This window comes from Streptomyces sp. NPDC028305, from assembly GCF_055569495.1.
The window spans coordinates 204,065-216,445 of record NZ_JBVHTN010000003.1 but is presented as its reverse complement, the minus strand read 5'-3'; the positions used below and the strand labels follow the sequence as shown (position 1 = coordinate 216,445).

Annotated in this window: 8 protein-coding genes and 1 pseudogene; 3 read left to right on the top strand and 6 right to left on the bottom strand. The window is 67.9% G+C overall.

The genetic code is table 11. From position 1 onward, the window contains the following. From ACZ4WQ_RS12360 to ACZ4WQ_RS12335, 6 genes and pseudogenes are all read right to left on the bottom strand, one after another. Window positions 1-177 (bottom strand): annotated as a pseudogene (locus tag ACZ4WQ_RS12360) (transposase family protein); the annotation flags it as partial. 151 nt (window positions 178-328) lie between these two features. Next, complete coding sequence (locus ACZ4WQ_RS12355; protein ID WP_398372446.1) at window positions 329-1,849, bottom strand: DUF5605 domain-containing protein; 1,521 nt, start codon at window positions 1,847-1,849, stop codon at window positions 329-331. 158 nt (window positions 1,850-2,007) lie between these two features. Beyond that, complete coding sequence (locus ACZ4WQ_RS12350) at window positions 2,008-3,780, bottom strand: family 43 glycosylhydrolase (protein WP_398372448.1); 1,773 nt, start codon at window positions 3,778-3,780, stop codon at window positions 2,008-2,010. Between the two features lie 147 nt (window positions 3,781-3,927). Next, the gene (locus ACZ4WQ_RS12345) at window positions 3,928-5,994 is read right to left on the bottom strand and encodes a beta-galactosidase (RefSeq protein ID WP_398372450.1); all 2,067 of its coding nucleotides are present in this window, start codon (window positions 5,992-5,994) and stop codon (window positions 3,928-3,930) included. A gap of 107 nt (window positions 5,995-6,101) precedes the next feature. Then, entirely contained in the window at window positions 6,102-7,517 is a 1,416-nt protein-coding gene (locus ACZ4WQ_RS12340; protein WP_398372452.1) for a glycoside hydrolase family 5 protein, read from the bottom strand. Between the two features lie 340 nt (window positions 7,518-7,857). Beyond that, on the bottom strand, window positions 7,858-8,886 hold the full coding sequence (locus tag ACZ4WQ_RS12335; protein ID WP_385339743.1) for a LacI family DNA-binding transcriptional regulator: 1,029 nt from the start codon (window positions 8,884-8,886) through the stop codon (window positions 7,858-7,860). A gap of 276 nt (window positions 8,887-9,162) precedes the next feature. Here ACZ4WQ_RS12335 and ACZ4WQ_RS12330 point away from each other — a divergent pair, with 276 nt between their 5' ends. From ACZ4WQ_RS12330 to ACZ4WQ_RS12320, 3 genes are all read left to right on the top strand, one after another. Then, window positions 9,163-10,500: an ABC transporter substrate-binding protein gene (locus tag ACZ4WQ_RS12330; RefSeq protein ID WP_398372455.1), complete on the top strand. Its 1,338-nt coding sequence runs from the start codon at window positions 9,163-9,165 to the stop codon at window positions 10,498-10,500. Continuing rightward, window positions 10,500-11,405 carry a carbohydrate ABC transporter permease gene (locus ACZ4WQ_RS12325; RefSeq protein WP_385339737.1) on the top strand — a complete coding sequence of 302 codons (906 nt, stop codon included), beginning with the start codon at window positions 10,500-10,502 and terminating at the stop codon, window positions 11,403-11,405. Before ACZ4WQ_RS12330 ends, ACZ4WQ_RS12325 begins: the two co-directional genes overlap by 1 nt. Before the next feature lie 98 nt (window positions 11,406-11,503). After that, window positions 11,504-12,304: a carbohydrate ABC transporter permease gene (locus tag ACZ4WQ_RS12320; RefSeq protein ID WP_311721411.1), complete on the top strand. Its 801-nt coding sequence runs from the start codon at window positions 11,504-11,506 to the stop codon at window positions 12,302-12,304. The last annotated feature ends 77 nt before the right edge of the window (window positions 12,305-12,381 follow it).

Below are 12,381 nucleotides of genomic sequence, written 5' to 3'. Positions count from 1 at the left end.
TCAGGCTGCGGCGGTCAGCTCCAAGGTGAGGACGGCCTTGACCAGGTCGGTGATGCGGGTGTTGCTGCACCGGAGTTTGCGCAGGAACCGCCAGGTCTTGAGGGTCACCATGGCTTGCTCGCCGAGCGCGCGGACCTTCGCGTGAGCGCGGTTGACGGCCTTCTGGCCTGCGGAGAGCTTGCCAGTCGCAGCAGCACGGTCGGTCATCTTGCCGCGGTGAGCGCCAGCCTCGCGAGAGCGCCGTTCTGGCGACTTCGCCGGTCGACCTCCGGTACACCGCGCGCACCGCCTCCTACCAGGGAGGATGACATTTTCGGCAGGCTCAGGGTCAGGTCAGCACCGACGCATGTGTCCCCGCCTCGGTTTGGTCGGGCAGGCGGGACAGGCGCACAGCCATGTAGGGACGGCCCGGCAGCTCCACGCGGACGCAGCTGCCTGTCGTTATGCCGACACGGTCGACCGTCATGGCCCATGTGTCGATCACGTCGATCGCGAAGCGCTCGTCGGCGGGCACGCTGATATTCCGGAAACGAGGGCGACTGAGGCCGAAGTAGATGACTTCATACGTGCCCTGGATCCCGCCGCGCGGGGCGTCCCAGTCGGAGGGGAGCGGGTCGAGGACCCCGGTGGGGGAATCGCGGATGACACCGTGAAGGAACGCTATGCGTTCGGGGCTGGTGCCCGTCAGCCGGCCGCCCTTGGACCACCACAGCTCCTCGGCGTCGTTGAGGTAGGTCTCACCGTGCTGCACGTACCCGCCGCGGACCGCGCCCTCCCAGCAGCGCCGCACCAGTTCCTCACTCGTGAGGTTGCCCCAACCCTGGTCGATGTCGCCCTCGTACCCGCACTCGTCGATCACGACGGGCTTGCCCCACAGCTCTCGCCAGGTGTCCGTGTTCTCCGCAGTGCGGTACACGTCGACGCGCTGGATGCTGCAGTGCGTGATCCAAGGTGTCGTGTGGTCGTAGAAGGAAAAGCAGTTGTGGATGGAGGCCAGGTGGCCGAACGGGTCTTCCTCGGCCACGATGCCGGCGAGGCGCTCCCAGTCGGCCTCGGTCTTGGCCCGGACCAGGTCGTACTCGTTCGCCATTGACCACCAGACGTTGGACAGCGCCGACAGCCGGCGCACGGCGTAGCGTGTCAGCCGGTCGTCGGCCTCGCGGCCCAGCTCGGCGAAGCCCCACCGGTCGTACGGGTGGAAGAGGATGACGTCCGCCTCGATCCCCAGCTCCCGCAGCGCGCGCACCTCGTCCTCGAAGCGTCGGAAGAACCGGGGGTCGAACCGGGTGGTGTCCCAACTGTCCGTCGGGGAGCCGGGGAAAGGGTATAGCTCCGGCTCGTCGGTGTTGTACGCGTACGACTTGGGCAGCAGGCACATACGGATCTTGTTGAAGCAACTGGACGCCAGCGTACGTCGGGTGGCGGCCCGCAGGCGTTCCACCTGGTGCGTCCAGGCGTACGCGGTGGTGCCGATCGGCAGGTATCGCGTGCCGTCGGCGTACGCGAAGTGATGGCGGTCGGCCACCCGGACCGGACCGTGGTGTTCCGGTGCGGCGGGCCCGGCCAGGAAACGGCCCGCGATCCCGTCGAGCGACCGTGCCGTGGAGGACGTGACGAAGGTCCAGGGGCCCTCGGCATCGGGCATGAACCGGATCAGGTACTTTCCGTCTCCGTCGTAGAAGCCGCCCGCACGCTGCTCACGCCGGCCGTCGCTGAAGGTCGCGCCGAGGTCGACATCGGTGAACGGGTTGCCGTGCGAGGGCCCGTCGAGTTCGATCTCGAACACATCCCACCGAGCGCAGTGCTCGTCGTGACGGATGCGCGCTGTGGCCTTGGTATGGGGAGCCATGGAGCGGACCTTTCAGTCGGAGGGCAGGGACCGTGCAGGACGTTGCGGGGTGCCGTTGAGGCTCGTACGGTGCGGCCCGGCCGGCGAGACGCGATGGTGTTCCAGCCGAGATCTCAGGTGGGGCTGGAGAATGTGACTTCCGCCTCCAGGGCCTGCGGTCACGTCACCGGTACCGGTTCCCCGGGTGTGATGCCTCCTTCGCCGAACGCGTCCACCGCTACCCAGTACTCTGCGTCGGCGTTGAGCGAGCGCAGGTCGAGTGAGGTCCGCTCGTGGACCTGCCAGCTGTGGTAGAGCTTCTGTGGATGGCGGCCGTAGCGGATGTTGTAGCCGGTGGCCTCGGTGGCGGCGTCCCACTCCACCCTGGCGGTGCGGCCGTCGACACGGCGGGCCTGAGCGCGAACCGAGCGCGGAGCCGCGCCGTCACCTGTGCCGAAGACCCGTACACCGCTGACCGCGAAGACGCCGTCGAACGGCATGCGGCCGCCGGTGACCCGGACGAACCGGGCGCGCAGCGGCGTATCCAGCACCATGAATGCGTGCGGGGCATCGGTGTTCGTTTCCCGGGAGTCGCGCAGGACGGTCCACTGCCGGCCGTCCGGCGAGATCTCCACCACGGTCTCCGCCGGTTCATGGGCGGGGAAGATGCCGCGCCAGATGTGGGGGTTCCAGTCGGCTCCTTCGGCGGTCTGTGGCGCTATGTCGCCCAGCTCGTGATCCGCCAGGTTGATCTGTACCGCGTGCACCGTCTTGCTCGTTCCGAGGTCGACGGTCAGTGACTCGCCGGGTTCGCGCCCCCCGGCTGCCCACCAGGTGCGGATGTCCTCGTCGGCCGCCGACGTGGGGGTGTGGCCGGGGGCGGAGGACGAGGCGGTGGTGTGTGCTTTGTAGGACAGCAGCATCCAGGGCGGGGGCGTCCACGGGTCGAACGGCCCGTCCGGGACGACGAAGGGGTAGTCGGCGAAGTTCTGGTTACAGAAGAGGACGCCGTCCTGGTCGAATCCGGCGGGGAAGATTCCGACGCGCCGCTCGAAGTCGTCGTTCACCGAGATACGCATGGTCGACGCGTGCCACCAGTTTCCATGACGGTCCTGGAATGTGCTTCCGTGACCTGCCCCGGTGATGAAACCGCCCGGCTTCGACGAGAACGGGCTGTCGAGCGAGTACTCGAACGGGCCCAGCGGGGATGGGGCCGTGTAGTAGCCGTCGGCGTAGGTGTTGAGTTGCGTCGCGGGCGCCGCGTACTGGAGGTAGTACATGCCGTCGTGCTTGGTCATCCACGCGCCCTCGATATAGGGCTTGCCCTGGAGACGGGAGAGGACTGCCGCCTGGTCGGGCTGCGCCGACGTGCCGATGTAGTCCTCACCGACCTGTTCCCAGCCGTGGGTTGCGACATCAGCCCGGATCAGGGGCGTCGGTTCGCCGATCTGCTCGAAGGTGCCCGAGAGCCGCGCCCCGTAGAGGGGCGTGTTGTTGTCACATCCCCAGTAGAGATAGACGTCGCCGTCGTCGTCCTGGAACAGATTCGGGTCCCAGAAGGGGAAGGTCCCCGGCGTGACCTCGACGAAGTCGTCGGCCAGCGGGTCCACGCTGCGGAAGAAGGGGCAGTTGTCCGTCTTCCGCGACGCGCTGATGTACAGGGCTCCGTCGACCTCCCGGACATCCGGTGCGTAGTCGAGGGCGGGCAGTTTGGAGGTCGGGCGGTACTCCCACCGCAGCAGATCCTCCGAGTGCCAGAAGCCCGCCGACATCGAGACGAACATGTAGAAGCGATCCCGGTACAGCACGACGGAGGGATCCGCCGCCTCCCGGTGGACGGACCGCCGTGGCTCACTGTTGTTCATGCCGTCGGCGCTGCCGGTGGCGCGGATGTCCTGGTAGCGGTAGGCGAGGTCGAGGGGATTGCAGAGCACGCGCCGGGAAGAGCGCATCGTTGGGTCTCCTGAGGTGTGTGGCAGTCGCGCGTAAGGGCAGCGCCGGTACAGGGTGACGTCGGATCATCGAGGCACAGGACGACGCTCGGTTCGCATACCGGTCCGGGGGCTGTTCAGCTGTTCCCAGCCCCCGGACCTGCCGGATCAGCCGCGTTCTATGAGCACCTTTACGTCCCATGGACCGAGGTCGACCGACTGGCCGACCTCGTAGGCGGTGTGCGTGAGGACGTCTTCCGCGGCGGTCGGCATCGAAACGGACACCGGGTTCCACGACCAGTTGTGCAGGAAGCGGACCCGACGGCCGTCACGGGCGGTGGCCGAGGTCGCTGTGACGCTCGGGTGGGGGCGGCCCCCTGCCTCAGCCGGGGCGGTCCAGCGGAACAGGGCCTCGCCGAACGCATGGTCGGGCACCGTGCCGACGTAGGTGATGCGGCCGGTGCCGTGCCGGCGGGTCGTGGCGGCGGGCCAGTGCCCGAGGTGCGGGTCGTCGTAGGTGGCCAGCACCTCCGCCCCGTCCGGGATGAGTCCTTCTGCCCAGTGCAGGGCCTGGGCCGCGGGCGGCAGCACGAGCGCGGCACTGCCCCGCACCTGCACCGCCGTGTCCAGATTGCTGAACTCGTCGTAGGAGACTCCGGCGGCTGTGGCGAGGCGGCCCGGCTGGATGTCGGTGCGGGCCCGGGCTTCGAGGTCCGCGTAGCCGGTGCGCGGGCCGATCACCAGATGCCCGCCGGACTCCGCGTAGGCGAGAAGCCGGTCCAGCGTGGCATCGTCCGCGGCATAGAACGCCGGGACGACGAGCAGTGGCGGCAGGTCCACGGTCTCCAACTGGTCGGGATGGATCAGGCGTGCTTGCAGGCCCGCGTCGAACGCGCCGCGGTAGAAGGCGTCGAAGATGGTTGCGTAGGAGCGCTCGTCCGGCGAGCCGTCCGGCTTGGCCAGTGACGGCTTGGCCTCCAGCGCCCATTTGCTGGGCAGCGAATACAGGAAGACGACGTCCGCGTCCGGGGTGAGGGAGGCGACCAGCTCGCCTGCTGTTTCCAACTCGGCGCCAAGAGCGGCGAGTTCGCGGTATATCCGTCCCGGTCGGCCGCTGTGCGGGAGGATGCCGCCCACGTAGGTCTCGGTGCCGTAGTGCAGGGTGTGCCAGTGCCAGTACTCGATCATTGAGGCGCCCCGGGAGATGAGTGCCCAGGCGGCCTGCCGCCATTGCCCGTCGTAGGCGGGTTTGTTGCGCGAGGAGCTGCCGATGGTCTGGGCGTTGGTCTCGGTGACCAGGAACGGTTCCTGCCGGGAGGCGTAGATACGGTCGGCGATGCGGTAGAGGGCCCAGGTTCCGTCGTTGGAGATCGTGCTCTGGTGCGAGGGGCGGGTGTCCGGCAGCGCGAGGGAGTCCTGCATCGCGTAGTAGGGGTTGCCGGCGGTGACGTCGAGGTTGCGGGTGAGTGCGTCGTCCTCTACTGCCGGGCGGTCGTAGGCGATGCAGGTGGTGACGAACTGGTCGGGGCTCGCGTACTCGCGGACGATGCCGGCCTGCCAGTCGATGAACTCGGTGGTCAGGCGGGCCTGGAAGCGTCGCCAGGCCAGGTCGTACTGCGGCTGGGTGTTGCCGTCGGGTGTCCACAGGTCGGCCCAGGTCGACAGCCGGTGCGACCAATAGGTCAGGCCCCACTCGCGGTTGAGGGTGTCCACGTCGCCGTAGGTGTGGCGCAGGTGGTCGACGAAGCGCTGAAACACTCCGTGGTTGTGGAACAGCTCCAGGCCGGGCTCGTTGTCGACCTGGAATCCGATGACGGACGGGTGGTCGGCGTACCGGGCGACGACTTTGCGGATGACGCGTTCGGCGTGGAAGCGGAAGGCCGGGTGGGTGTAGTCCACTTCCTGGCGGGAGCCCCAGGGGATGCGGTGTCCGGTGCCGCGTTCGCCGGCGATCTCGGGGTACTGGCGGGCGAGCCACGGGGGTATGGCGTAGGTCGGGGTGCCGAGGATCACGGCGATGCCGCGTGCGTGCGCGCCGTCGAGGACCGGCTGGAGCCAGTCGAGGTCGAAGCGCCCGTTGTCGGGTTCCCAGGTCGACCACACCGACTCGCCGACGCGGATGACGGTGAAGCGGGCCTCGGCCATGAGGTCGAGGTCGTCCTCGAGCCGTTCGTAGGGCTGGTACTCGTGGTAGTAGGCGGCGCCGAACAGGACGCGCTGAGGAGGCTGGAACATGGCTTTCCTTCGGGTGCGTCGGTTCTGGTTCTGAACTCTCCGCAGAGGGAGGGAAGGTGGAGCTGATAGGCAGCGCCTCCGCTGATACACACGGTTGGAGCGGTCCGTCATCCGTTCGCGAGCATGTCCAGATGCCGGTCGCGTTGTACGCACTGGTCCAGTGCGAAGGAGTCGGCCAGGGCGAGTACGTCGTCGTCGCCGAGGCCCCGGAAGAGCTCGGCGTACTCCTGGACCAGCGGCTGGCCCAGCATGATGTGCCGGATGAGGACGTCGAGCCACTGGCGGGTGCTGAACGGCTGTGCGACGAAGCCCGGGAATTCGTCCGCGAGGATTTGTTCGAGCGGCCTGACCAGCTCGCGGGCAGCGCCGCCCGGGGAGCCCCAGGCCTCCGCGCCCAGGCGGTGCTTCTTCGCCATGAACGCGGCGAAATGCCGGTCGTAGGCGCTGTCCGGGGTGAGATGGACAAGCCCCTGTAGACCGACGTCCTTGTAGGTCCAGATGGTCCAGTTCGCCTCGTGACGACGGTAGATCTCCAGCTGGTCGGCGAGCAGCCGGCCGCACTGCTCGTCCCGCACGGGGTCGCCGGTGTACACGGGGCCGAACTCGCCGACCCAGATCGGGGTGCCGGTTCTGCGCATGTACGCGGTGCGGCGCAGGAAGGCTTCCTCGACCTGTTCCTTGTCGATCCAGACGCCGTCGGTGTGACCGGGGTAGCCGGTGCTGCGGGCGAAACCGGCGCGTGCGTAGTCGTGGCAGGTGTAGACGGCGTTCTCGATGGGGTCACCGAAGATGTCGAACTCGGTGGAGTAGTGGTTGCCGTCGAGGAAGAGGATGTGGCGCGGGTCGACCGAGCGAATCGCGGTCGCGAGGCGGTCGTAGAAGGCGGGCAGCACCCGCCCGGACTCGTCGGCGGGCTCGTTGACCGGGTTGTAGCCGGCCACCCACGGGTTGTCCTTGTAACGGTCCGCGATGACTTCCCACAGGTGTACCACCCGGTCCTGGAAGTGCGGGTGTGTCCAGAAGGACGGAAGGTGCGTGGGGTTGTCCGAGTGCCACTGGTGGTTCTGGGCGCCGGGCAGGGAGTGCAGGTCGATGATGGTGTAGATGCCGTGTCGACCGCAGAGTTCCACCACTCGGTCGAGGTGGGTGAAGCCCTCCTCGCGTATCTCGAACGGGCGGGCGTCGTCCTCGAAGTGACGGTAGTTCACCGGCAGGCGCAGGCAGTTGAGGCCCTTGGACGCGAGCAGCGCGGCGTCGGCGTCGGCGAAGAAGACGCTCAGCAGCCGGTCGAAGAACAGCTCGTAGCGGCGCTCGCCGAGGACCTTCCGTACGGCTGAACGCATGGCGTCCTCATTGCCCGGATAGCCGGTGATGAAGTTCTCCATGTTCATCCAGCCGCCGAGCCCGGCGCCGCGGAGCCGGACTGGGGTCCCGTCATGGGTGGTCAGACCGGTGCCGGAGATCCTCAGCAGCGGGTTCGGGATCGTGCCGTGGGAGCGGGGAGCCGCAGGTGTCGTGGTCAACGCGGGTTGATCCTTCGCGGTGCGGTGGTGGACAGTGATCGGTGGCGGGGCCGAGGCGTACGCGGACGGCCGGGCAGTTGGGAAGCACCCGCGGTCGCGTTCTCGGGCTGCCGACGCCGCGTCGTCGGCGGTGACGACGATCCGTACGTCCCAGGGCGCCCAGCCCCGGTGGGGGACGCCGAGCAGGCTCCGCTGGGGCTGCTGGAACATTGCCTGACTTCGGGTCGGTGGTGTGCGGGCGGCGGGCGACTGGGGCCCGGTTGAAGGCGGCGGGATGGGGACGGTGGCGCCCCGGCAGCGGGCGGCACAGCGCTCGGGGAGGCCGGGGTGGCTGCCGGTATCAGTCGCGCGGGGGCCGGGTGGACTCCCGCACGACCAACTGCGTGGCCAGCTCGACGTGGTGGGAGTCGATCTTCTCCCCGGCCGCCAGCTGAAGGGCGGTGCGCAGGGCCACGGCGCCCATCTCGTGAACGGGGCCGTGGATGGTGGTCAGCGGCGGGGAGGTCACCTGGGCCAGCGGGGTGTTGTCGAAGCCGATGATGCTCAGGTCGTCGGGTACGCGCAGGCCGCGTAGCCGGGCGGCTTCGATGACCCCGGCGGCCAGTTCGTCGGAGGCGGCGAACACCGCGGTGGGCGCCGGGTCCACGGCCAGCAGGTGTCCGCCGTGCTCGATGCCCTCGGCGGCGTGGAACGTGCCGGCATGGCGGACCAGTTCGCCCGGCACCCGTGCGCCGACTGCCTCCACCGCACTGCGGAACCCGTGCAGCCGGGCCTGGTTGGACCAGGCGTGCTCCGTGCCGCCGAGGTAGGCGATACGGCGGTGGCCGAGGGAGAGCAGATGCGCGGCCGCGGCGTGGCCGCCGGAGAAGTTGGTCGCACCGACGCTGACGATCGAGTCGTCGGGCAGTGACTCCGGGTCGAGCAGTACCAGCGGCATTCGGACCCGGTTCAGGGCTTCGTGGATCGCCGGCGACAAGGTGTTCGCCGTGACCGCGATGACGGCGCGCCGTCCGGCGGCGGCCAGGTCGCGGGCCCAGGCGGCGGGATCGGCCGTCGGGTCGTGGTCGCCGCGCCTGCCCACCACCACGGCGATGCCCTCACGGGCTCCCGCGTCCACCACGCTCTGAATGATCTCGGTGTGGTAGATGCTCAGCCGCTCGAACCCGAAGAACAGCTCCACGGTGGGGTGCGAGCGCAGATCGTCCCGGTATCCGCCGTAGTTGTAGTGCCGCAACAGGTCCAGAACCTTGTCGCGCGTCTGCTGGGCCACGTCGGGGCGGCCGTTGATGACCTTGGAGACGGTGGCCACGGATACGCCGGCGGTCTGGGCGACCTTCGCAAGGGTGACGCGTTGGGGGTCGGATGCCATAGCTCTCCCAGGACAGGGCGGCGGGTCAGCGGCCCGCGCTGCGCAGCACCGTAGCACCGAAACTATTTTCGAAATACCTCTAGATCAAGACCGTCGATGCGCGAAAATTCACCGTGCGGTAAGGATTGACGGACACGTGACACCCGCTTAACGTTCACCGCCAGCGCGACCGACAGAAATTACTTTCGAGCAGCAGGGGCCAAACTTCTCGGTCCTCCATGCCTGGCGGCTCCTCGCGCGACGTCTTCGCCACTCACCCAAAGGGGCAGACCCGAGATGACGCGATTCCACACGGCAGGTTCGACAGGTCCGACCGCCACCACCACGGGACCCTCCCGACGCGGCTTCCTCCTGGGAGCCATCGGCACCGGTCTCGCCACTACGTCCCTGGCGGCCTGCGGTTCCGGCGGCTCGGGCGGCTCGGGCGGCTCGGAGGTCGTGTTCATGAACCAGTCCCGCGGCCAGGCCGCGACGCTGAAGGCACTGGCCGAGCAGTACACGAAGCAGTCCGGGGTGAAGATCAGGATCGACGACGTCGGCCCCACCGACTTCCTGACCAAGCTCCAGTCGAGCTCCCAGTCTCGCAACATGCCGGACATGTACTCGGTGGTCGACGGCCACTCCATGGCGCCGTACTACAAGGCCGGCTGGGCCATGGACCTGACCGACCGGATGAAGGGCGGCTGGGGTGACACCTTCCGGCCCGCCACGCTCAAGACGACGACGTTCGGGGCGGACAATCCGCAGCATGTGAAGCCGGGGATCTACAGCGCCCACTGGGAGACCCCGGCCCTGGGGATCTTCGTCAACGCCGCGATGTACAAGGCCGTCGGCCTTGACCCGGACAAGGCGCCCGCCTCCATGAGCGAGTTCATCGATCAGCTGCGGAAGATCAAGAAGTCCGGGAAGGGCCCCTTCTGGTTCGCGACCAGCCTCTCCAACCAGGTGATCCAGTCGTACGCGTCCAACTACATGACCGACGATGAGCTGAACGCCACCTTCGTCGGCGATAACAGCTGGAAGAGCGAGGGCTGGCGCAAGACCCTGCAGCTCGTGGTCGACCTGCGGGACGCCGGCGTGATCGCCACCGGGTCGCTGCCGAGCGGCAACACCGACAACCCCACGGTGGAGAAGGCCTTCTTCAACACCCAGGGCGTCGCGACCATCTTCGACGGCACCTCGGCCGTCGGCGTGGCCCGTGCGACCGCCCCGGACTTCACGGACTTCCGCTCCTTCCCGTTCCCCAAGGCCGATGACGGCACACAGGCCCCGCGCATGGTCGGCGGCGCCGCCAAGGGCGCCGCGGTCAACCCCCGGAGCAAGAAAGCGGCCAAGGCGCTGAAGTTCCTCCGGTGGCTGACGGCGCCTGACCAGCAGCAGGCCTGGGCCAAGGGGGTCCCGCTGATCCCCTCCGCGCGCGCCGTGTCCGAGAAGAACATCCCCAAGCAGCTGACCGGCATCGCCGCGAAGATCTCGGACATCCAACTCGTCCAGAACCAGATTCTGGAGCAGGTCAACACCGCCCTGCAGAAGGGCACTCAGGCACTCGTCCTCAAGGAACGCACGGTCGACCAGGTCCTCGGCGATCTTGACGCTGCACAGAAGAGCGCGTAGTGCGGCGCCGCAGTCGCGTGCTGGCCGCCTGGCTGTTCCTGGCGCCGGCGCTGGCCATGATCGCCGTGTTCACGGTGGTCCCGTTCGGGCAGGGCATTCTTCTGAGCTTCCAGACCTGGGACGGGGTGAGCCTGGACACGCCGTACGTCGGGCTCGACAACTACCGCTATGTTCTGCACGACACCCAGTTCTGGGGTTCGATGAAGAACGCCGTCTTCTACGGCGTGGTCGGACTGATCGTCGCCAACGCGGTGTCGATGGTCATGGCGCTGGCCGTGCACCGGGCCCGCCGCGGGTCCGCGTTCTTCCGCACCGTCTACTACTTGCCCGGCGTGTTCTCCACGGTGGTGGTGGGCGTGATGTTCTCGTGGTTCCTCGACCCGAACATCGGGGTCGTCAACCAGATGCTGAAGGCTGTCGGCCTCGACGGTCTTCAGCACAACTGGCTGGGGGACCCCAAGACGGCCGTGATCGCGGTTGCCGCTGTGTTCGTCTGGTACCACTGGGGATTCGGCTTCATCCTCTTTCTCGCCGGCCGGCAGGACGTACCCAAGGAGCTGTACGAGGCCTCGTCACTGGACGGAGCCCGCGGATGGGCCCAGTTCCGCTACGTCACCTGGCCCGGCATGTCGCATGTCACCGGCATCGTCAGCGTGCTGACCCTGCTGAGCGGCCTGCAGATCTTCGGCACCGTCCAGGTCCTGACCAACGGCGGCCCCGCCGGCCACACCGAGGTCCCCACCCTGCACATCTATCAACAGGCCTTCCAGTACAGCGAGTACGGCCGCGCAGCCGCGATGTCCGTCATCTTCGGGCTGTGCCTGGTCGTCCTCGCCTGCGTCCAGCTGTGGGTCTCCCGCAGGCTCGGCGGATCCACCGAGTCCAGCACGGAGAAGGGACGTTGACGGTGAACACGCTTCTTGACCCGGCACGGGGGTCCGATACGTCGTCGGTGCCGAAGCCGGTACCGAGCCCACGACGCCGCGGCAGCCGCCTGCCGCGTATGGGCCTGTACGCCCTGCTGATCGCCGGAGCGCTCGAAGCACTGGTGCCGGTCCTGTGGGTGCTGAGCGGTTCCCTGCAGAACGCCGAGCAGTTGTACAAGGGGACCGACCCCGTCCCGCACCCCTTCGAGTGGGGCAACTTCGCCACCGCGTGGAACGAGGGCGGCTTCAGCCAGTACCTGCCCAACAGCCTTCTCTACACGACGGCCGCGGTCGTCGGGATCCTGATCATCGCGAGCCTGGCCGGATACGCCCTGGCCCGCATCGAGTTCCCCGGACGAGGCGCCATCGTGGCCGCCATTCTCGTCATCATGATCATCCCGCTGCCGGCCTCGTTCATCGCCCAGTACAAGCTGCTGATCACGCTCGGGCTTGCCAACACCCGCATCGGCTACATCCTCGTGCTCATCGCCGGCGGGCTGCCGATCTCCATCCTGATCATGCGCGGGTTCTTCGCCAGCCAGCCCAAGGAACTGGAGGAGGCCGCCGCCATCGACGGCGCCTCCCTGCTCGGCACCTTCTGGCGGATCATCCTCCCGCTGGCCCGGCCGGGCCTGATCGCGGTGGCCGTCATCCAGGCCATGCAGGTCTGGAACGAGTACCTCATGGGCCTGGTGCTGTTCAACGACAGCTCGCTGATGCCCGTACAACGCGGGCTCACCAACTTCGTCTCCGCGGAATCCCCGCAACAACAGATCCTGCTCGCCGCCTCGCTCATCGCGGTGCTGCCGATCGTCGTCTTCTACGCGATCGCGCAGCGCCACATCATCAGCGGTCTGTCAGCAGGAGCGCTCAAGTGACCAGGCAAGCCACCAGTGAGGAAGCTGCAATGATCACGAGAGTTCGGAGTGTGCGTTCCATCCTCGCGAGAGGCACC